Genomic DNA, 22,610 nt, shown 5'->3' on the forward strand with positions numbered 1-22,610 from the left:
TTTTCTTAATTCTCAGTATTTCCACCTTCAAACAAATCGCCAATCGTACCGCCATCATCATCTGCTGATGGAGTAAAATCTGGTTCTTCGTAAACTTCCAGCTCCTCTTCTTCTGGCTCTGGGATGGTAATATTGATGTTTTTTACTTTAAATTTTGTGAACTGATTTCCGATGGCTTTTATACCTTTTATTGCGATGAACTCATCGATGTTTACAGTTTCAGGATCACGTTCTTTTCCTTTATCTTTTGCAAAAATGATTTCAGCAGTTGCGCCATTTGACACTAAAATCCTTTCAATAAAAGACTTCGGATGTTCAGACGGCATAAAGGTCTGCGGATTGATCGTATTCTCAAGCAAAAATCTCTTGATAAAATAAATATCTTTTTCGCCGTCATAATAAATACAGGTAATTGGCTGTTGCGGTCGCCACTTTTCAAGGATGATGTATTCGTCATCAAAACGGTTTCCAAGATCAAAACTGATTAATTTTGCTTCGCCTTGCGAATTGATGGTCAGAATTTTATCATCTCCTTTGAAGCTTCCCAACAACGTTCCTCTCACATCTGCATTCAGACGTCTTACCGTCTCATCAAACCAGATTTTTCTTGGTGCTAAAGTAGAAACACCTTCTTCTTTTAAATCTACTTTTTTGACTGAATATTTGGTAACTAAATTTCCTTTAGAATCACGGCCTTTGATACCTATTTCTGAGAAATCAATATCCATTTTGTTTTTTCTGATTCTTGGATTTGGCTTTAAAAGTACCGTCACTGTTTCTGCTTCACCGTTGGGATTGGCTGAAAAATAAAGAGTTTCAGAACCTTTTGCATCTGAAGCTAAACGATAATCTGTATTTCTGGTCACACCCGTTACAGAAAAACGCTTCATGTAGTAAGGACCTTGCATTCCTTCACGATAAATCATGTTGTAAACCGTACGCTTGTCATTTTTCTTCCAGATAGCAACGTGCAGAATGTCTTTTCCAATGAAAGTTTTGGCTTCCACCTTTACGACTTTCATGCTACCATCTTTTCTGAACGTGATGATGTCGTCAATGTCTGAACAATCAAACAAAAACTGGTCTTTTCTTAATGAAGTTCCCACGAAACCTTCTTCAAAATTAGCATAGAATTTTTCGTTGGCAACGGCAACTTTTGATGCGTCGATGGTATCGAAAATCCTCAATTCCGTTTTACGTTCTCTGCCTTTTCCGTATTTTTTCTGAATATTTAAATAATAATCAATCGCATACGCAATCAGATTGGCCAAATGATGTCTTACCTGCTCTATTTTACCTTCGAGTGATAATATATTTTCTTTAAATTTATCTAAATCGAATCTTGAAATTCTTTTGATTCTGATTTCAGTCAATCTCAGAATATCTTCTTCCGTAACTTCTCTTAAAAGATGCGCCGTGTGAGGTTTTAGCCCAATTGCAATCGTTTTTAAAACATCTTCCCAGCTTTTCACCTCTTCAATATCGTGATAGATTCTGTTTTCGATGAAAATTCTTTCCAATGAAGAAAAATGCCAGCTTTCCTGCAATTCATTGAGTTCTATTTCCAATTCTTTTTTCAATAACGAAACCGTATGATCGGTATTCATTCTTAGAATTTCAGAAACATTCAGGAACATCGGTTTGTCACCAACAATTACACACGCATTTGGTGAAATCGTTACCTGACAATCGGTAAATGCATATAAAGCATCAATTGTTTTGTCGGGCGAAACTTCATTATGAAGATAAATCAGAATCTCAACTTTATCTGAAGTATTGTCTTCAATTTTTTTGATCTTAATTTTTCCTTTTTCGTTGGCTTTAATGATCGAATCAATCAAATCGCCGGTGTTTTTAGAAAAAGGAAGCTCAGAAATCATCAAAGTATGTTTGTCGACCTGAGAAATTTTGGCTCTGGCTCTTACTTTTCCGCCTCTGTGACCGTCGTTGTATTCTGAAACATCAAGAAAACCAGCCGTCAGAAAATCCGGGAAAATTTCAAATTTTTTGCCTTTTAGATGAGCAACAGAAGCATTAATTAATTCATTAAAGTTATGAGGAAGAATCTTAGTAGAAAGTCCTACTCCAATTCCTTCAACACCCTGTGCCAAAAGCAAAGGAAATTTTACGGGTAAATCTACTGGTTCGTTATTTCTGCCATCATAAGACTTTGACCAAACCGTAGTTTTAGGATTGAAGACCACTTCCAAAGCGAAAGGCGTCAGTCTTGCTTCAATATATCTCGCAGCCGCAGCAGAATCTCCTGTATAAATATTCCCCCAGTTTCCTTGTGTATCAATCAGTAATTCTCTTTGTCCGATTCCTACCATCGCATCGGTAATCGATGCATCACCGTGCGGGTGATATTTCATCGTATTTCCGACAATATTGGCAACTTTGTTGTATCTGCCGTCCTCAAGCTCACGCATAGAGTGCATAATTCTACGCTGAACAGGCTTGAATCCATCATAAACAGACGGAATAGCTCTATCTAAAATTACATAAGATGCATAATCCAGAAACCAGTCTTTGTACAGTCCTGAAACTTTTTTTAAGCTTTCGCCTTCGTGAGAGTTTTCTTCTATCATTACTTCTTACTATCTTCTTTCTTTATTTGCTTTGACTATTTTATTGAGTGAAATTTTCAAATCGTTAACTTCTTTTTTTGTTAAATAAGAAATTTCATATTTTAACATGGTCGAACCACTATTTTTACTGGAAATGGTTAAATACAATCTTTTAACATAAAAAATAGTGATCACATCATATTTAATGAGTTTGTATTTTGGAAATTCATCGCTTAATGCCTTGCTTAGAAATGGAATAATGTTTCTGTTTCTAAAATGGATCGCTTCTCCGTCGCTGTCATATTCAAAAATCTGCCTTCCATTAAGGTAGAAAAAAATTAATAAAATGAGTGGAGTGATGATTAAAAGATAGCTTTCAACTCCTAAAATATTAAATCTATATTCCTCTAATAGAAATGCAATAATTCCACCCAATAACATCATCAATAATAATGTATTAACAAAATTATAGATGGGAGCTTTGTTTCGGTTACTTAGTCTCATTTGTGGTGGTGTTCTTTACAATCATTCTGCTTCGGTTAGAATTTCTTTATCGCTGATGTTAGAATCTTCTACAACCAGATTTTCAAGAATAAAAACCTGTCGGTCGGGAGTATTTTTCCCCATATAAAATTCTAATAACTGTTCGATGGTTTGATCTTTTCCAAGAACAACGGGCTCTAAACGAATATCTTTTCCTATGAAATTTTTAAATTCATCCGGCGAAATTTCTCCTAAACCTTTAAATCGGGTGATCTCAGGATTTTTTCCTAATTCATTTAAAGCTTTCACTCTTTCCAATTCAGAATAGCAATATCTCGTTTCCTTTTTATTTCTTACTCTGAATAATGGCGTTTGAAGAATATATAAATGTCCGTTTTTAATCACATCCGGGAAAAACTGAAGGAAAAATGTAATCATCAAAAGTCTGATGTGCATTCCGTCTACATCGGCATCGGTTGCAATAATGACTTGATTGTATCGTAAATCTTCAAGACTTTCTTCAATATTTAAAGCGGCCTGAAGAAGGTTGAATTCCTCATTTTCGTAGACTACTTTTTTGGTTAAACCATAACAGTTCAGCGGTTTACCTTTTAAAGAAAATACAGCCTGCGTTTCAACATCTCTTGATTTTGTGATGGAGCCTGATGCAGAATCTCCTTCCGTAATGAAGATTTGAGTTTCCGCTTTTCGTTCTGCTTTCTGATCGTTATAATGTTGTCTGCAGTCACGAAGTTTTTTATTGTGCAGCGAAACTTTTTTGGCTCTTTCTCTTGCCAATTTCTGAATTCCTGAAAGTTCTTTTCTTTCTCTTTCTGAGATTAAAATTTTTCTCTGAATCGCTTCAGCAATTTCGGGATTTTTATGAAGAAAATTATCCAGTTTACTTTTTAAGAAATCAATGATGAAAATTCTCACCGTCGGTCCATTCGGACCGATATCGTTGGAGCCCAATTTGGTTTTCGTCTGAGATTCGAAAACTGGTTCTTCTACACTGATGGAAATGGCCGCAACAATAGATTTCCTTATATCGGAAGCATCAAAGTTTTTATTAAAAAACTCTCGGATTGTTTTTACATACGCTTCACGAAAGGCATTTAAATGTGTCCCACCCTGCGTTGTATTTTGTCCGTTAACGAATGAAAAATACGTTTCTGTCTGCGATTTATCGGTATGCGTAACTGCCAATTCGATATCATTATCTCTTAAATGAATGATAGGGTACAATACATCGCTTTCCAATTCTTCTTCTAACAAATCTTTAAGACCGTTTTCAGAATAGAAAGTTTCACCGTTAAAAATAATTTTCAGTCCGGGATTCAGATAAGAATAATTGCGGAGCATTCTTGCGATATACTCTTTTCTATATTTGAAATGAAGGAAAATATCGGCATCAGGAACAAAAGAAATCTCCGTTCCGTTTCGATCAGACGTATCTTTTTCGCCATGATCTTCGGTAATAATTCCTCTGGAGAATTCTGCCATTTTCATCTTCCCTTCACGGAAAGATCTTACACGGAAATAATCTGAAAGGGCATTCACCGCTTTGGTTCCGACACCATTCAAACCTACTGATTTTTTGAAGGCTTTACTGTCGTATTTACCACCGGTATTCATTTTTGAAACGGCATCCACCACTTTTCCTAACGGAATTCCACGACCAAAATCACGGATCGTAACTTTTCCGTCGTCGACTTTTATTTCAATTCTTTTACCAGATTTCATTCTGAACTCATCAATCGAGTTATCGAGAATTTCTTTCAGCAAAATATAGATACCATCATCCGCAGACGAGCCATCGCCCAACTTCCCGATGTACATACCAGGACGTAAACGAATATGCTCCTGCCAATCGAGGGTTCTGATGTTATCTTCGGAATATACAGGGTTTATTTCTTGTGACATAGATTATTTCAGCAAACATACAAAAGTACGAAATAGAACAAAAATATCCGAATATTTCGACTCGTTTTTTTATGATAATTTCAGATAAAAACTACAGATTTATTTTTTGGTTACGAAATAATTTTTAATAACGAAATATCTTTAAATTTCAAAAAATGCTGTACATTCGAACTAAGCAAAATTTTCTTTCATGATACAACTTCCTTTTTCTAAACTTTCAAATGTAGGAACCACAATTTTCAGTCAGATGACTCAATTGGCCAATGAAAATGAAGCCATCAATTTGTCTCAGGGATTCCCGGATTTTATGCCTGATTCAGAATTGTTGAATCTTGTGAATCATTTTATTCAAAAAGGTTTTAACCAATATGCACCAATGGGCGGAATGATTGGCTTGAAAGAAGAAATTGCAAGGAAAATTGAAAACAGTCATCAAACGACTTATCATCCTGATTCAGAAATTACCATTACCGCAGGCGGAACTCAGGCAATTTTTACAACGATTGCTACTTTTGTTAAGAAAGATGATGAAGTAATTATTTTTGAACCTGCTTATGATTGCTACGAACCAACAGTTGAACTTTTCGGAGGAATTGTAAAACGTTTCGAAATGAAAGCTCCTGATTATGAAATCGACTGGAATGTCGTGAAAAATTTAGTTTCAGAAAAAACAAAAATGATCATTCTGAATAACCCGAACAATCCATCAGGAAAAATTTTAAAGGAAAATGATTTTCAGGAATTAATTAAATTAGTAAAAGATACCTCGATTCTTATTTTAAGTGATGAAGTCTATGAAAATATTGTTTTTGACGGAAAAAAACATCTAAGTATCTGCAAATATCCCGAACTCAAAGAAAGAAGTCTTTTAGTTGCATCTTTCGGGAAACTTTTCCACGTGACCGGCTGGAAAATCGGATATTGTGCCGCTCCGAAAGCTTTAACAGATGAGTTCAGAAAAATTCATCAATTCAATGTATTTTCCGTCAACACACCGATTCAGCTGGCTTTGGCTGAATATATGAAAAATAATGAGCATTATCTTGGTTTGAATGATTTTTTCCAGGAAAAAAGAAATTTTTTAAGACAAGGTTTAGTGAATACTTCATTTGAATTACTCGATTGTGAAGGGACGTATTTTCAGGCTTTGAAATATGACAAAATTTCAGACAAACCAGATTTTGATTTCGCCACAGAACTTACCATTAATCATAAAGTTGCAAGTGTACCTTTTTCTTCTTTTTATAAAAATAAACTGAATGAAAATGTGATCAGACTTTGTTTTGCTAAGAAGCAGGAAACTCTGGAAAAGGCAATTGAGAATTTGGCAAAACTTTAAAAAATAAATTTCTCGCAGATTCAGCAAATCAAGCAGATTTTTTTTGATCTGCGTAATCCGCTCAATCTGCGAGAGAAAAATAATTTATTTAAAAGAACATTCCACCAGAAGCTTCAATTCTTTGCGCGGTAATCCAGCGAGCGTCTTCGGTACAAAGGAAAGCTACCACTCCACCAATATCGTCCGGCAAACCAGCTCTTCCTAAAGCTGTATTTCCTGCGATCATTGCATTGATATTTTCATCATCTCTTGTTCTTCCGCCACCAAAATCGGTTTCAATCGCTCCCGGAGCAACTACATTGACTTTGATTTTTCTTGATCCCAATTCTTTCGCCATGTATTTCGTCAGCATTTCAACACCCGCTTTCATTGAACCATAAACTGATGATCCTGGCAAAGCAAATCTTGCCAATCCTGAAGAAATATTGATAATTCCTCCACCGTTATTGATGAATGGCAGAAACTTCTGAGTTAAAAAGAAAACCCCTTTGAAATGAATATTGAACATCTCATCCAATTGCTCTTCGGTAGTTTCTGTAATTGGAGAATACAAAGCGGTTCCTGCATTGTTGATCAGATAATCAATGTTTGCATTTCCTCTACTTTCTTTCAGATGATCAGTTACATTTTGAATGAATGAATCAAAACTTTTAACATCTCTGGTATCGAGTTGAAAAGCTGTTGCGTTTCTTCCTAAAGCTTTAATTTCACTTACAACATTTTCAGCTTCTTCTTTATTGCTATGATACGTGATAATAACATCCAAACCTTTCTCAGCAATTTTTAATGCTGAATTTTTTCCTAATCCACGGCTTCCGCCAGTTATCAATGCGATTTTTGCTGTACTCATTTTTAATATTTTTTCTTGTAACAAAGTTCATTTAAATCTACTCAAAACTATTTGCTTGAATCAATCTGAAATTTGCATAATTCAAATCATGAACGAAATTCCAATGGTGCAAATGAAGTTTTACGCTTAAAAAAATTAGAAAAATGCGCAATTTCTTCAAATCCCAAAGCATAAGAAATTTCAGACACATTCCATTTAGTTTGCTTTAATAAGATCTTAGCTTCCTGAATAATGCGATCTGCAATAAATTCAGTGGTCGTTTTTCCCGTTGTTTCTTTTAAATTTTTATTTAAATAATTCACATGAATCGCCAATCTTTCTGCATAATCTTTAGCGACTTTCAGTTGAACTCTCTGATCGGGAGACTCTATCGGAAATTGTCTTTCCAGCAATTCGATGAACAGTGAAACTACTCTCAAAGAAGCGTTCTGAGAAGTTGAATTTTTTTCGGCAGGTTGCAGTTTTTGCCCGTAATGAATCAGTTCAAAAACATAATTTCTGATCAGATCGTATTTAAAAGCATAATCAGAATCGATTTCTTTTTTGATTTTTGAAAATAGCATTTCAATTTCATCTGCCAGTTCATCGTCAATCTCAAAAACAGGGATTGCACCAGGTTGAAACAAAGGCAAGTCTTCAAGAATATTCTGAGATTGATTTTTATTAAAAAAATCATCGGTAAAAACACAAAAGCTTCCGGACTGATTTTCATCTTCCGGAACATAATGATAAGGAACTTTCGGCGTCGCAAAAAGCAGTGCATTCTTTTTTATGGAAATTATTTTGTCTGCATATTCAGCTCTGTTCTTTCCTCGTATCAGACTGATTTTATAATACTTTCTTCTGTTGTAAGGCATTTCACAGTTCTTTTTAAAAGTAGCAAGCGTGTGTGCAATATCAAAAACATTAAAATGACCAATATCTTTGTGAAGTCCTTTTGGGAAAATACTTTCGAGATCTTTTCCGAGCATTTTTGCCATTTCGCCATAAAAGTCTTCTAAAGATGCATGAGCTATTTTTTCCATGATGAGAAATTTGTATAAATCAAATATAGGAATTAGTAAATATTATTTTACTTTAAAAACGACAAATATTTTTAACATATAAGTAAACTCTAGAGAAAGATCCGAATACTGAAAAGAACACATTAGTTTTTTGAAAAATCACAGATTTTCAACTTTTTAAAAAATTATACTTTAAAACATTTTTTTGTAATTTAATTTTCAAAAGTATGTCACAAATAAGTTTCATGCCCTTTCCGATTAACATTTGTCAAAGCAAAAACGCTCCCAAATTCATGGAAGCGTTCTTTTAAAATACTATAACTAACTTTTAATACTTTTAAACATTGAATCTGAAGTGCATAATATCACCGTCTTGTACGATGTATTCTTTTCCTTCAACAGAAAGCTTTCCGGCCTCCTTTACTTTGGCTTCTGTTCCGTAGCTCACGTAATCGTTATATTTGATTACTTCTGCACGGATGAATCCTTTCTCAAAATCAGTGTGGATGACCCCTGCAGCTTGAGGAGCTGTCCAGCCTTGTCCGATAGTCCACGCTCTCACTTCTTTTACACCTGCCGTGAAGTACGTCTGAAGTTTCAACAAATCATACGCCTTTCTGATCAAACGGTTTACACCCGGTTCAGTTAAGCCCAATTCTTCCAAGAAAATCTCTCTTTCTTCGAAAGTATCCAATTCATTGATATCTGCTTCGATCTGAGCAGCTAAAACTACTACTTCAGCTTTTTCTTTCTGAGCCATTTCTTCAATCTTGGCAATCCATTCGTTTCCGTTTTTGATAGAATTTTCGTCTACATTACAAACGTAAAGAACAGGTTTATTGGTCAACAACTGAACATCTGATATAATAGATGCCGCAAAATCATCCATTGGGAATTCTCTTGCATTTTTACCGTCTTCGATAAATTTCTCTAAATTATGAAGCGTTTCATAAGTCAGAATATCTTCTTTCTTACCAGACTTGATGAATTTTTTAGCTTTTTCAACTGCTTTACCAACAGTTTCCAAATCTTTCAACTGCAACTCGATGTCGATAATTTCTTTATCTCTCATCGGATCTACAGAACCTTCTACGTGGATGATATTTCCGTTTTCAAAACATCTTAAAACATGAATAATCGCCTCGCATTCTCTGATGTTGGCAAGAAACTGATTTCCTAAACCTTCACCTTTGCTCGCTCCTTTTACCAAACCGGCAATATCAACGATCTCTACAACAGCCGGCAAAACTCTTTCAGGGTTTACCAGTTTTTCTAGCTCAAATAATCTCTGATCCGGCACTGAAACTGTTCCCAAGTTGGGTTCAATAGTACAGAAAGGATAATTTGCTGATTGCGCTTTAGCATTGCTTAAGCAGTTAAAAAGAGTTGATTTACCTACATTGGGTAAGCCTACGATTCCACATTTCATAACGAAATTTTGTTTTAATTTATTGTGTTATGATTCCTTTCGGTTTCATATTTCACCTTTGTTTTTGGCAATTGGCTTTAGGCTTATTGCGTGCTAAAATTAAAGGTGTGCAAAGATAGTAATTTTAAAGACAGATTCATAATAAAAAAATCTGCCAAGTAAATGACAGATTTTTAGAAATAATAATTTTTATCAGTGTGTTTTTATGGGTTTGCTCCTGTAGCGTGTTGCGCAAGCTCTGCGTCGTCAGGAAGTGTTTCCAATGTTTTATCTAATGTGAACAGAGATTCGTCGCTTGCTCTGTCTCCACCTGCAATTTTCAATTTATCGATTAGATTCATTGCAAATGTTTCTTCTTCAATTTGTTCTTTTACAAACCATTGTAGAAAATTCCATGATGCCCAGTCTTTTTCTTCAAAAGCAATGTTTACTAGATTGTAAATTGCTGTGGTATTATCTACTTCATGTTTGAAAACAAGATCAAAACAATGAGTAAGGCTGGTTGGCTCTTCACCTGGTGCGGGAAGTTCTGTAATTTTCGGTTTTCCGCCTCTGTTGAGGACGTATTGCATAAATTTCACTGCATGATCTCTTTCTTCCTGAGCATGACGGAATAAAAAGTTTGAAATTCCACCATACCCTTTATCAGCAGCCCAAATTCCATAAGAAAAGTAAACTCTTGACTGTAAATCTTCGGTATTCATCTGGTCGCTTAGTGCCTGTTCCAGTCTAGGTGAAAGTCTGTTTGTATTCATAACTGTATATTTTAGTATTTGTTATTTAAAGGATACAAAAATGGTTCCGATACAACTTTTTTTGATTATTAATGAAAACCAACAATCTATAAACACTTATCAATCATAATTTTATACAGATAATTTATAGTGAGTCTAAAATAAAAAAGCCAGTTCGTTGTAGAACTGACTTAATTTAAATATTTTGAACCATTAAGGTTTATTTAGTTGATAAGACTATTAAGAGATTCTTCATTACACTTCGTTTCATTCAGATTGACAGCGAGAATTACTCAAATCCTCCCCAACTCTACTTTACTTTCTTCGCCATATAATCACTTTCATTTCCTAAACGGTCAATCGCTTTGATGGCAATTGCATTTAGTATTTTTCCATCTTTGCTTTTTGGAATTTCTTTTGAAAGGTTGTCCAAAGTAAGAATTTCAGTTTCCCAAACTCCGTTGTATTGTTTGAAAAGAACCCATTGAAAAACACTCCCAATATTTTTAGAACTCCAGCTTGTCTGAATAAAACTTCCGTTATCGTTGGTAAATAAAGTTGGTTTTTCTAAAGGAAGAGCTTTGATCCACGGACTTTTCGGAGTCAACGCTTTTTCTTTGTACGGTCCGTTTTTTAAAGTCGGAAGCATATTTTGATTTCTCGTTAAACCTGCGATGCTCCAATGAATTTCTCCTGTCGATTGAGGAAGAATTTGTCTTGTCAGCTCAATTTGATTTTTAATTTCGGTAGGTCGGTCTGCAACTTTAATCTCAACGGTATTCAATCCAGGCCAAAGATGGCGGTTCATGGTGTTTTCGGATTTCCACCAGTTTAATAAGTTTGCAAAAGGTTGACCCTTAGATTCTATCGGCCAATACAATTGTGGAGAAAAATAATCTACCCAGCCTTTATTTAACCATAATTTGGCATCAGCATACAACTCGTCATATTGAGAAGAACCGACAATTCCTTCCGGAAATCCGGGTTTCCAGATCCCAAAAGGACTGATTCCAAAACGTACATGATTTTTCTCTGCATGAATTTCTTTATAAATTCTTTCTACAAATTTATTAACGCTATCTCTTCGCCAATCTGCTCTTGACAGCGTTCCTCCAGAATTTAGATAAGCGTTCCAACTTGAATTGTCCGGAAAATCTGCGCCACGGTTATATGTTGCGTAAGGATAAAAATAATCGTCAAAGTGAATGGCATCCAAATCATATCTTTTCACTAGATCTTTCACGACATTAGAAACATGTCCCTGCGTTTTCGGATTAGCAGGATCAAACCAATACATTCCGTTTTTCAATCTAATGGTAATATCCGAAAGTTTATTCACCATCGACTGACTTGAAACAGACCCACCGTTTGAATGATGTGCTCTGTAAGGGTTTAACCATACATGCAGCTCCATTCCTCGTTTGTGAGATTCTTCAATCCAGAATTGTAGAGGATCGTAATTTGGATAAGGCGGCTCTCCCGTTTTTCCTGTTAAAAAATATGACCAAGGTTCTAATTCGCTTGTGTACAAAGCATCTGCAGACGGACGTGCCTGAAAAATCACTGCATTAAAATTATTTTCCTGAAGCATATTCAACATACTGATGGCTTCGGCTTTTTGCTGATCAACTGACAAATTGTTTCTCGAAGGCCAGTTGATATTGGCAACACTCGCAATCCAAGCACCACGGAACTCTCGGTTGATTGCAGGAAGGTTTACTTTAAAGTTTTCTTCGATGGGTGTGATTATCTGTGGCTTAACGGCAATAGTAGAATCAGTAGGTTTAGTTTTGTATCTATTTTCTTTTGTTGGATTTTTACTTGTAGAAACATTTTTCTGTACAGAGCAAGAACTGCTAACTGACGCAAAAAAACCTAGTAGGAATATTATTTTTATTTTGGAGATTTTCATCTTGCGATAGACTATTTTATTTACGGCTTTAAAAAATTCAAGATAATAAATTTATTAGAATTTAAAACAAAAAAAGCCTGAAAAGTGGCAACAAAATTATGATTTAATTTTTTGCAACAAATCTCTTGCACCATGATGTACTAAAAGGATATGAATTTCATCTTTTGAAATAATACGGTAAATAATTCTATAATTTCCTTCAAAAATTTCTCTCACATTTTCATCATCAATTTCTGATACTTTCTTCCCTATCACGTTTCCATTTCTTAAAATTTCAGTTTTGTGCTGGATTTTTTCAATTTGAAATCTTGCGTATCTCTTCGAGTCTAAACTTATAAAATCGTAAATTTCTTTTAAATCAGATTTAGCTGATTTTAACCATTTTATTTGAACCACTGTTCTATTTCAGTTTTAAGATTTTCTTCAGAAATGGTTTCATTGTTTTCAGATTCCTGAATTCTGGTTTCAATTTTTTCTATCATAATCAATCTCTCAATTACATCATCAATACTAATTTCATCTGGAAATTCATCAATTTGTTTTTGTAGTTTTTCTTTAGTAATTGTCATTTTCATATAATTTAATAATGCTAAATTAGAAAATTTAAATCAAAAAAGCCCCGAAAAATTCGAGGCTTATATAATTACTAAGAATAAAATTAAGCTTTCGCTCCTCTTTCGATTCTTTTTCTTTCTTCTTCAGAAAGTATTTTCTTTCTCATACGGATGAAGTTTGGAGTTACCTCGATTGCTTCATCAGACTGAATATATTCCATACATTCTTCAAGAGAGAATAAGATTTTTGGTGCAACACCTGTATCTTTATCTTTACCTGAAGCTCTCATGTTATTCAACTGTTTAGCTTCTACGATGTTTACAACTAAGTCTCCCGGTTTGTTTTGCTCACCGATCACCATACCTGCATAGATCTCCTCGCCCGGATCAACATAGAACTTACCTCTATCCTGTAATTTAGCAATAGAATATTCAGTCGCAGGACCTTGAGTTTTGCTAATCAATACGCCATTGCTTCTTCCAGGAATAGCACCTTTGAAAGGCTTGTATTCTGTGAAACGGTGTGCCATAATAGCCTCACCAGCAGTAGCAGTTAACATCTGAGAACGCAATCCGATCAAACCTCTTGAAGGAATTTCAAATTCCATGTGCTGCATTTCACCTTTAGTTTCCATGATGTGAAGGTCACCTTTTCTCTGAGTTGCCAAATCGATTACTCTAGAAGCAAATTCTTCAGGAACGTCAACAACCAAAGATTCGTAAGGCTCACATTTTTCTCCATCGATTTCTCTTAAGATAACCTGTGGCTGACCGATGGTCATTTCGTAACCTTCTCTTCTCATTGTTTCGATAAGAACTGACAAGTGAAGAATACCTCTACCGAATACCAAGAATGTGTTTGCATCACCAGTCTGCTCAACTCTTAATGCTAAGTTTTTCTCTAATTCTTTAGTCAATCTTTCTTTCAGGTGGTTTGAAGTAACGAATTTACCGTCTTTACCGAAGAAAGGTGAATTGTTGATTGAGAACGTCATGTTCAACGTAGGCTCATCAATTGAAGTTCTTGGCAATGGCTCAGGATTTTCAAGATCTACGAATGAATCTCCGATCTGGAACGCATCGAAACCTACTACAGCACAGATATCTCCAGCCTTTACTTCAGATACTTTTTTCTTTCCAAGACCTTCGAAAACGTATAATTCTTTTACTTTTCCTTTCAAAACTTTACCGTCAGCTTGCGCAAGACCAATCCACTGAGATTCTTTGATCTCACCTCTGATTACTTTCCCGATTGCAATTCTTCCTAAGAAAGAAGAGAAATCTAGAGAAACGATCTGCATCTGCAAGTTACCTTCCTCTACTTTAGGCTCGGGAACATATTGTAAAATCCCGTCTAATAATGGGAAAATGTTTTCAGTTTCTTCTAACGAAGTATTGAACCAACCTTGTTTAGATGAACCGTAGAACGTAGGGAAATCCAACTGCTCTTCAGTAGCTTCAAGGTTAAAGAACAAATCAAATACCTGATCGTGAACTTCTTCAGGACGACAGTTTGGTTTATCAACTTTATTGATAACAACTAAAGGTCTAAGACCCAATTCTAAAGCTTTTTGCAATACGAATCTTGTCTGAGGCATTGGTCCTTCGAAAGCATCTACCAACAAGATTACACCGTCTGCCATTTTAAGAACTCTCTCTACTTCACCACCAAAATCGGCGTGACCAGGAGTGTCGATAACGTTGATCTTAACGTCTTTATAAGTTACAGAAATATTTTTTGATAAAATGGTAATTCCTCTTTCTCTTTCAAGATCGTTGTTATCCATTATTAATTCTCCACTTTCCTGATTTTCTCTGAAAATGTTTGTAGCATGAATAATCTTATCAACCAAGGTAGTCTTACCGTGGTCAACGTGTGCGATAATCGCAATATTTCTAATGTTTTGCATGAATGATTTTTACGGGTGCGAAATTAGTGATTTTTAATGAATTAACCACTAAAAGTTTTATTAATTAACAAATTCATAATGAGAAGGTTTTGTAAAGTTATGAGTTTTGGGTTATTGGTTATGAGTTTAAAACTCTTCCATCATTCATATTTTAATTATTAAAAATGATTTATAAATACCTTTTGTGCATTTTGAATTATTCCCATTCGAAAATAAGTGAAACGGCTTTGTTTAGTTTGATATCCGTACTTTTTTATAGCCTTGCGTTTTTTTATCGCTAGGAAAAACAATGTTTTTACAATAAATTCTGTTTTAAGTTATACAATGACATTTCATTTAGCAAAGAAACACAAAGACTTTAATTATCAATTATTTGACAGTTTCTGCAAAATACGCAACGGGTTTTATAGATATTAAATTTTTAAATATTACATTTAGTTTCTTGAATGCAGATAATCTGATGAAATAACTAATTCAGATGTATTTTATAATATTAAGAAGTGACAAAGTATTTTCAAAATCATAAAATTTCTTATTAATTTCTTGGGTATTTATTTTTTGTCTTAATTTGTATATAATTTAATGCAGTAAGACAATGAAAAGAATACTTCTATTCTGTTTATTCCTGGCTTCTTCCGGTCAGTTTTCTTCACAACAATCTGCTGACAAAGCACTTCAGACTTTAAACGAAAATTTTTCTCAGGAAAGCATCTATATTCTTACTGATAAAGACTTATATCTTTCCGGTGAAACGGTTTGGTTTAATGCCATGGTTTTCAGAAATTTTACAACATCAGATATTTCAACAAACTTTTTTATTGAGATATATGACCGTAACAAGAAGCAAGTTTTAAAAAAACGTTTCCCTATTTTCAACGGCGTTGTACAGGGCAGCATTCAGCTACCTGAAAGCCTGAACGAAGATATTTATTTCTTTCGGGCGTATACTCCGATGATGAGTAATCTGAGTGAGGATTTTCAGTATTTAGAGCAAATTCCGATTTACAATCCTGATTCACCAAAGAAACTGGTTTTAGATAAGACCTCTTCCTGGTCAGCAACATTACATCCTGAAGGAAATTCTTTTATACAAGGAATTCAAAGTAAAATTGCAGTGCGTCTTCATTCTATTGGAACGCCTCCGTCACAATGGGAAGGTTATGTGATTGAAAAAAGTAATCCGGAAAAGAAAATCTCTACTTTCAAAGGATTAGATGGAAACATAGGAGTTTTCACTTTAACCCCAGAAAAAGATAAAATTTACGAAGCTGTAATCAAAGATAGTGAGGGCAATCAAAGTACTGTGTCTCTTCCTAAAGTTGCTGAAACAGGAGTAAGTCTTCAGGTGCTCAGCGAAAAAGATAATGTAAAATACAAAATTCAGAATACTTCGCAAAGCTATCCTTATTATACTGTCGTTGCTAATATTGGTGATCAGGTAGTTTATAAAGCGAAAATTAATCAATTAAGAGATGTATTTCAGGCGATCCCAACCAATCAGTTAATCAACAGCGTATTACAGATTACTGTTTTTGATGATAAAGAAAATGTTTTGGCAAGCAGAATGTGTTTTGTAATGCCTCAGAATCTTCTCGTTTCCGTTCCGGAAGTTAAAGCGAAGACGGTAAGTACTGAAAAAAGAGGATTGAATTCATTTGATATTAAATCTATTAAAGATGTTCCGAATTATTCTGTCGCAGTGTTTGATCCTGAAGATAAGAAGTCACTGCAAGACGAAAATCTCCTGAGTTCTTTATGGTTAACCAGTATTATTAAATCTAAAATCGACCGTCCTGCACAATATTTCAGTGAAAAAAGAAATACCGAAGCTCTTGATGCTTTACTTATTTCCGAACAATGGAAAATGTTTGACTGGAAAGAAATCATTTCAGGAAAATATCCTACCATCATTAATCAGTCTTCAAAATACATTTCGTACAAAGGTAGAGTTACGGTGAACGCAAAACCTGCGGCTCAACAAAACCTCATTATGCTTGTGGACGGAGACATTTCGGGAAATCAAATCATGGAAGTAGAAACAGATAGTAACGGAGAGTTCTTTTTTGATAATTTGATTTTTGAAAAGCCTATTAAAATAACCTATCAAATAAACGGAGCTAATGCTGCACTTAAAAGCAGAACCAATGTTTTCATTAACCCTGCCAATACTTTTATTCCGTTAAAAAAAGATTTACCTGCAGTAGAAAAATACAAACTTGTTGACAGAAATTCATCTTCCGAAGCTTCACAATCAGCTGAAATTACCAAAACTATTGAGGCAAGAAAATATAAAAAAGAATATAACGAAAAGGTTACTTTAATTGAAGAAGTAAAAATAAAGGCCAAAAAGAAAAACCTCACTGAAGAGCTCAACAAAAAACTCAGCAGTCCGCTTTACAAAAGCATGAATGAAGTTGTTTTTGATTTTGTTAATGAAAACCAATCTGCAGCAAGTTCACCCAATATTCTGCAGTGGCTTCAAGGCCGGGTTGCAGGATTGAACATCAATTTTGAAAATGGAGTTCCTACGCCATACATTCGCCAAGCGAAAGCTAATATTTATTTAGATGAAATGTTGATGGATGCAGGTTCTTTGAGTGGAATTTCAGCTTCAAATATTGCCATGGTAAAAATAATTAAAGACGGCAGCGTAGGAATGAGCGGCAGCGGAAATGGTGCTGTACTAATATATACCAGAAGAGGTGACACTCAGCCCAAAGCTCCTGAAAGTAACTTACTGAACACTGCTAATCTTAACTTTTTTGTAATGGAAGGCTATAATGAATATGAAAAATACCCTGATTCCGATTACGGAAATTCTGAGCTTTCAAAAATAGGATATGATTACCGTACAGTTCTTTATTGGAATTCATCTTTGGAAGCAGACGAAGCCAACCCTACCCAAATTGAGTTTTACAATAACGACACCGCAAAAAAATTCCGATTTATCATCATGGGATCTGATAACGAGAAGTATACGCCGGTTTATTTTGATAAGATTATTCCTTGATTTTTATTAAACTTTCAAAAATTATTATCTTCGAGATTGATCACAGCTTGAAAATTTAATTAATGTTGAAAATCAGAGTTGTGAAAACATTCAAGGCGGGGCAACTCGCCTTGAATGTTTTTCTCATAGGCTGCGATAATCACTTCAGCAACATTACTAAGAATTCAAAAAAACTCACAGTTAATACCATTTACTTCTCTAGAGTAAGAAAAAAATGTATTTTTGAAAAATTTTAAAAACACAATGCACTATGAGTAGTTTATTCTTAAAAAGAATTGCCCTTGTACTTACTTTATCAGCCGGATGCATCTCTTATGCACAAGACAAAGCTGAAAAAGCTATTCAGAAATTTGAACAGGAATATCCGCAGGAAAAAATCCACCTCCTATTGAACAAAGATCATTATGTAGCGGGAGAAAATCTTTGGTTTAAATCATTCGTTTTTGATGGATATAACCGTTCCAATATTTCCACTTCTCTTTTTGTAGAGCTGTATGACAATAATAAAAAGTTAATTGACAAAAAGATGGTTCCTCTTCTGAAAGGTGAAGGAAGCGGAAGTTTTTCTTTAGCCAATACTTTACAGGAAGATGTTTATTTCATCCGAGCTTATACCACATGGATGACTAACTTTAGTGATGATTTCAATTATCTACAACCTATTTCAATATACAATCCTGCTTCACTCAAAAAACTCCAACCGAACACTGAAGCTATTTGGTCTGCCACTGTACATCCCGAAAGCGGAACATTTGTTGACGGTATCCCTACAAAATTTGCTGTAAGACTTCAGTCAAAAGGGGTGACGCCATCAGAATGGAGCGGATCTGTTGTTGAAACAGGAAAACCTGATGTAGCGATTGCACAATTCAAAGGTTTTGACCAAAATGTAGGATCATTTGGCATTACGCCAGTAGCCGGGAAACAATATCAGCTCATTGTAGAAGATAAAGCAGGAAAAACATTAATAGTCGACCTGCCTCAAGTGGCGACTTCGGGATTAAGTCTGCATGTTGAAAGTACAGATACTGCTGTAAAATATTCTCTTACATCAAAAAATATTGCGGAAGATCAATCATACAAAATCTTAGGCACAATTAATAATCAGATGGTTTACCGCGCTGAGATTAAAAAAATGTCGGGCAAAACGTTTTCGATACCTGCAGATAAACTGATTAACGGAATCTTACAGCTCACAGTATTTGATGCTAATGAAAATGTAGTTGCACAGCGTTTGTGTTTTGTACAGCCCAATGTTTTAAATATTAAGAAACCTGTTCTTGCAAATGCAATCAACACCTCTAGTCGTAGTAAAAACTCTATAACTATTGCAAACAATACACACTACAACTCTTATAGCGCTCTAGTGATAGACGCTGAAGATAGTAGTTCAGAAGAGGAAAATAGTTTATTAAGCAGTCTATGGATAAGCGGAGATTTCAGCTCACACATCTTCAAACCTGCACAGTACTTTGTTGAAAATAATAATTCTGAGGCTTTAGATGCTCTTTTAATATCTGAAAAATACAAAAGATTTGAATGGAAAAACATCATATCCGGAAATTATCCGCTGATCAAAAATAAACCTCAATCGTATATTTCGTATAAAGGGAAAGTGATGTCACAGGGAAAACCTGCAGCCAATTCGGAGCTTAATTTAATTTTTAAAATGCCCGAAGCAGGGATGAAGTTTAATCTGATAAAAACTGATTCCAACGGACTTTTTTCGTTAAATAATCTGGCTTTTGAAGATACCATGAAATTCTCTTATCAACTCAACTCAAAAGATAAAGCAGCAATAAGCAGTACACAGGTTTACTTCCAGCCAGATTTCAGTTTTGTACCACTTCGAAAAGATTTACCATATAGTAGAATGATACTTACAGACAGAATTCAGGGGGAAGAAGTTACTGAAAAAGTAGCTAAATCTGTTGCGAATTTAACCTCTGAAAAATTTATCAATGAAAAAATAACGGATATTGAAGAGGTAAAAATAAAAGGTGACAGAAGAAACAAAACACAAAAACTGAATGAGGCATTAAGTAGCCCTTTATTTAAAAGTGCCAACGAAATGGTGTTTGATTTTGTCAATGACAATAATGGCGCAGGAGCAATCAACATTCTTCAGTGGCTACAGGGCAGAGTTCCCGGTTTACAGATTAGTTCGCAAGGGATAAATGCCACTGCAACCATGCGTGGCGGTCCTGTAGAACTTTTTCTTGACGAGATGAGGGCTGATGCCTCCCTAATTTCTTCCATATCTGTTTCGGATGTTGCCATGATCAAAGTGATCAGAGGAATGTTCTCAGGGAGTTCAGGTGGCGGGAACGGAGCGATCATCATCTACACACGCCGAGGTGGAATTACCGGTTCTGTTCCTGATAATGGATCAAAAATTTTGAAAGACATGACTTTAAAAGGCTATGACAAGGAAGAACCTTTTAAAAATGAAATATATAACGACATAGACGCTCAGAGTCTTTCCAAAGACAGTCGCAGTACTTTATACTGGAATCCTTATCTGCCGAATCAACCGAAAGAGTCTACAAAAATAAATTTCTACAACAACGATGATGCAAAAAGTTTTAAAGTCATCATTATCGGATTTGATGAAGAAACGGATACCCCACTCTACTTCAACGATATTTTAAAATAATTCAATTTTATCATTAAAAGCCAATTACATTCTGTGATTGGTTTTTTGTTTACATTCAAATTTTAATAGTCTAAAAAAGTCAGTATTTTAGCACTTCCAAAAATGAAGAATGAATACTACTGAATACATTAAAAGCTCCCTCAACTTATCCGAAAAAAGCATTAACGCTACCTTAAAATTACTATCTGAAGACTGCACCATTCCGTTTATTTCTCGTTATCGAAAAGATGCGACAGGTAATTTGGATGAGGTTGCGATTGAAAGTATCTTTAAATTAAATAAACAGTTTGAAGAAATTGTAAAGCGAAAAGAAAGTATTTTAAAATCGATTGAAGAGCAAGATGCTTTAACCTCAGAATTAAAAACCAGAATTGAAGAAAGTTTTGATATACAAGAGCTTGAAGATCTGTATTTACCTTTCAAAAAGCGTAGAAAAACCAAAGCTGATGCTGCTAAAGAAAAAGGTTTAGAACCTTTAGCCAAAATTATTATGAGCCAAAAAGCAAATGATCTGCAGCATTTGGTTTCAAAATATTTAAATGATCTGGTTCCATCTGAAGATGAAGCTTTGCAGGGAGCGAGAGACATCATGGCAGAATGGATCAACGAAAATATGTACGTCCGTAAAAATCTCCGTCGACTTTTTCAGCGTAAAGCAATCATCTCCTCTAAATTGGTAAAAGCCAAGAAAGATGAAGAGGGAGCGCAGAAGTTTTCTCAATATTTTGAGTGGGAAGAAAGTCTCAACAGAACGCCTTCACACAGACTTCTGGCCGTGCTGAGAGCAGAATCAGAAGGTTTTGTAAAAACCAATATCGGAATTGATAAAGATGAAGCAATTTATTTTATAGAAAATGCCATCATCAAATCAAGAAACGTAAGTTCAGAACAGATTTCTTTAGCCATTAAAGATTCGTACAAAAGACTTTTAGAACCCGCAATTTCAAATGAAACTTTACATGAAGCTAAAGAAAAAGCGGACAAAAAAGCGATTGAAATATTTTCTGAAAACTTAGACCAGCTTTTACTCGCTCCACCTTTGGGTGAAAAAAGAATTTTAGCCATCGATCCTGGTTATAAGAGTGGTTGCAAAGTTGTTTGTCTGGATGAAAAAGGAGATTTACTACACAACGAAACGATTTACCCTCACGCTCCGCAAAACGAAAGCGGAATGGCGATGAAGAAAATCCGTTCTATGGTGAATGCTTACAATATTCAGGCGATCTCTATCGGAAACGGAACTGCAAGCCGTGAGACTGAATTTTTCATTAAAAAAATTGCTTTCGATAAACCTTTGCAGGTTTTTGTAGTTTCTGAAGCCGGAGCTTCCGTCTATTCAGCCAGTAAAATTGCGAGAGATGAATTTCCAAGTTTTGATGTGACGGTTCGTGGTGCGGTTTCTATTGGAAGAAGACTTTCTGATCCTTTGGCAGAGTTGGTTAAAATTGACGCAAAATCAATCGGTGTGGGGCAATATCAACACGATGTAGACCAGACTCAGCTTAAAAACGAGCTGGATTCTACCGTGATGAGATGCGTAAATTCAGTTGGAATTAATTTAAATACGGCAAGCAAATCACTATTAAGTTACGTTTCGGGAATTGGTGAAAAAATGGCTGAAAACATTGTGAATTACCGAGCTGAAAACGGAGCTTTTGAAGAAAGAAAACAATTAAAGAAAGTTCCGAGGTTGGGAGAGAAAGCCTATCAGCAGGCTGCAGCATTTATCAGAATCACCAATTCAAAGAATCCTTTAGACAATTCAGCCGTTCACCCTGAAGCATACGGAATTGTTGAAAAAATGGCAAAAGATTTAGGTATAAAAACCGATGAACTTATCGCTAATAAAGAGAAAATTGCTTTGGTTCAACCTGAAAAATATATTACCGGAGACATCGGAATTTTAGGAATAAAAGATATTTTAAAAGAACTTGAAAAACCTGGTTTAGATCCGAGAAAAGCCGCTAAAGTTTTTGAATTTGATCCGAATGTAAAAAGCATTAAAAATTTAAATATCGGAATGATTCTACCGGGAATTGTCAATAATATTACCGCCTTCGGATGTTTTGTTGATCTGGGAATTAAAGAAAGCGGACTGGTTCATATCTCACAATTGAAAGACGGTTTTGTTTCTGATGTGAATGAAGTGGTGAAATTGCATCAGCACGTTCAGGTGAGAGTAACAGAAGTGGATGAGGCGAGGAAGAGGATTCAGTTGAGTATGATTTTGTAATCAGAA

Annotated in this window: 15 protein-coding genes; 4 read left to right on the forward strand and 11 right to left on the reverse strand. The window is 35.0% G+C overall.

From position 1 onward, the window contains the following. Positions 1-5 precede the first annotated feature (5 nt). The 3 genes from LNP04_RS03640 to LNP04_RS03650 are packed head-to-tail and all read right to left on the reverse strand — an operon-like array spanning position 6 to position 4,973. The gene (locus tag LNP04_RS03640) at positions 6-2,588 is read right to left on the reverse strand and encodes a DNA gyrase/topoisomerase IV subunit A (RefSeq protein ID WP_407928632.1); all 2,583 of its coding nucleotides are present in this window, start codon (positions 2,586-2,588) and stop codon (positions 6-8) included. A 9-nt stretch (positions 2,589-2,597) separates the two neighbouring features. Then, positions 2,598-3,071, reverse strand: a complete 474-nt coding sequence (locus LNP04_RS03645) for a hypothetical protein (protein ID WP_229985216.1) — start codon at positions 3,069-3,071, stop codon at positions 2,598-2,600. Between the two features lie 21 nt (positions 3,072-3,092). Continuing rightward, positions 3,093-4,973, reverse strand: a complete 1,881-nt coding sequence (locus tag LNP04_RS03650; protein WP_229985217.1) for a DNA topoisomerase IV subunit B — start codon at positions 4,971-4,973, stop codon at positions 3,093-3,095. A 190-nt stretch (positions 4,974-5,163) separates the two neighbouring features. On the opposite strand from LNP04_RS03650, the gene LNP04_RS03655 reads away from it, so the two are divergent. Beyond that, the gene (locus tag LNP04_RS03655) at positions 5,164-6,312 is read left to right on the forward strand and encodes a methionine aminotransferase (RefSeq protein WP_229985218.1); all 1,149 of its coding nucleotides are present in this window, start codon (positions 5,164-5,166) and stop codon (positions 6,310-6,312) included. Between the two features lie 88 nt (positions 6,313-6,400). Here LNP04_RS03655 and LNP04_RS03660 read toward each other — a convergent pair whose 3' ends face one another. The 8 genes from LNP04_RS03660 to typA all read right to left on the reverse strand — a co-directional run bounded on the left by LNP04_RS03660 (position 6,401) and on the right by typA (position 14,705). Beyond that, positions 6,401-7,162 (reverse strand): SDR family NAD(P)-dependent oxidoreductase, encoded by a 762-nt coding sequence (locus LNP04_RS03660; RefSeq protein WP_229985219.1) that lies wholly within the window; start codon positions 7,160-7,162, stop codon positions 6,401-6,403. Positions 7,163-7,248: 86 nt separating this feature from the next. After that, positions 7,249-8,187: an AraC family transcriptional regulator gene (locus LNP04_RS03665; RefSeq protein ID WP_229985220.1), complete on the reverse strand. Its 939-nt coding sequence runs from the start codon at positions 8,185-8,187 to the stop codon at positions 7,249-7,251. Positions 8,188-8,503: 316 nt separating this feature from the next. Then, on the reverse strand, positions 8,504-9,595 hold the full coding sequence (ychF, locus tag LNP04_RS03670; protein WP_229985221.1) for a redox-regulated ATPase YchF: 1,092 nt from the start codon (positions 9,593-9,595) through the stop codon (positions 8,504-8,506). 203 nt (positions 9,596-9,798) lie between these two features. Next, positions 9,799-10,350 (reverse strand): ferritin, encoded by a 552-nt coding sequence (locus LNP04_RS03675; protein ID WP_229985222.1) that lies wholly within the window; start codon positions 10,348-10,350, stop codon positions 9,799-9,801. 289 nt (positions 10,351-10,639) lie between these two features. Beyond that, positions 10,640-12,241: a glycoside hydrolase family 10 protein gene (locus LNP04_RS03680; protein ID WP_229985223.1), complete on the reverse strand. Its 1,602-nt coding sequence runs from the start codon at positions 12,239-12,241 to the stop codon at positions 10,640-10,642. A 96-nt stretch (positions 12,242-12,337) separates the two neighbouring features. Next, positions 12,338-12,637, reverse strand: a complete 300-nt coding sequence (locus LNP04_RS03685) for a type II toxin-antitoxin system RelE/ParE family toxin (RefSeq protein ID WP_229985224.1) — start codon at positions 12,635-12,637, stop codon at positions 12,338-12,340. After that, a complete protein-coding gene (locus LNP04_RS03690; RefSeq protein WP_229985225.1) occupies positions 12,625-12,810 on the reverse strand; it encodes a hypothetical protein in 186 nt (61 codons plus the stop codon). The genes LNP04_RS03685 and LNP04_RS03690 overlap by 13 nt, the downstream gene beginning before the upstream one ends. Positions 12,811-12,899: 89 nt before the next feature. Further along, positions 12,900-14,705 carry a translational GTPase TypA gene (typA, locus tag LNP04_RS03695; protein WP_229985226.1) on the reverse strand — a complete coding sequence of 602 codons (1,806 nt, stop codon included), beginning with the start codon at positions 14,703-14,705 and terminating at the stop codon, positions 12,900-12,902. A 595-nt stretch (positions 14,706-15,300) separates the two neighbouring features. On the opposite strand from typA, the gene LNP04_RS03700 reads away from it, so the two are divergent. The 3 genes from LNP04_RS03700 (at position 15,301) to LNP04_RS03710 (ending at position 22,604) form a co-directional block, all read left to right on the forward strand. Further along, positions 15,301-17,715 (forward strand): hypothetical protein, encoded by a 2,415-nt coding sequence (locus LNP04_RS03700; protein ID WP_229985227.1) that lies wholly within the window; start codon positions 15,301-15,303, stop codon positions 17,713-17,715. A 250-nt stretch (positions 17,716-17,965) separates the two neighbouring features. After that, positions 17,966-20,371 (forward strand): hypothetical protein, encoded by a 2,406-nt coding sequence (locus tag LNP04_RS03705; protein WP_229985228.1) that lies wholly within the window; start codon positions 17,966-17,968, stop codon positions 20,369-20,371. Positions 20,372-20,480: 109 nt separating this feature from the next. Beyond that, positions 20,481-22,604 carry a Tex family protein gene (locus LNP04_RS03710; RefSeq protein WP_229985229.1) on the forward strand — a complete coding sequence of 708 codons (2,124 nt, stop codon included), beginning with the start codon at positions 20,481-20,483 and terminating at the stop codon, positions 22,602-22,604. Positions 22,605-22,610: the final 6 nt, after the last annotated feature.

It is taken from the genome of Chryseobacterium sp. C-71, assembly GCF_020911865.1.
Lineage (GTDB): Bacteria > Bacteroidota > Bacteroidia > Flavobacteriales > Weeksellaceae > Chryseobacterium.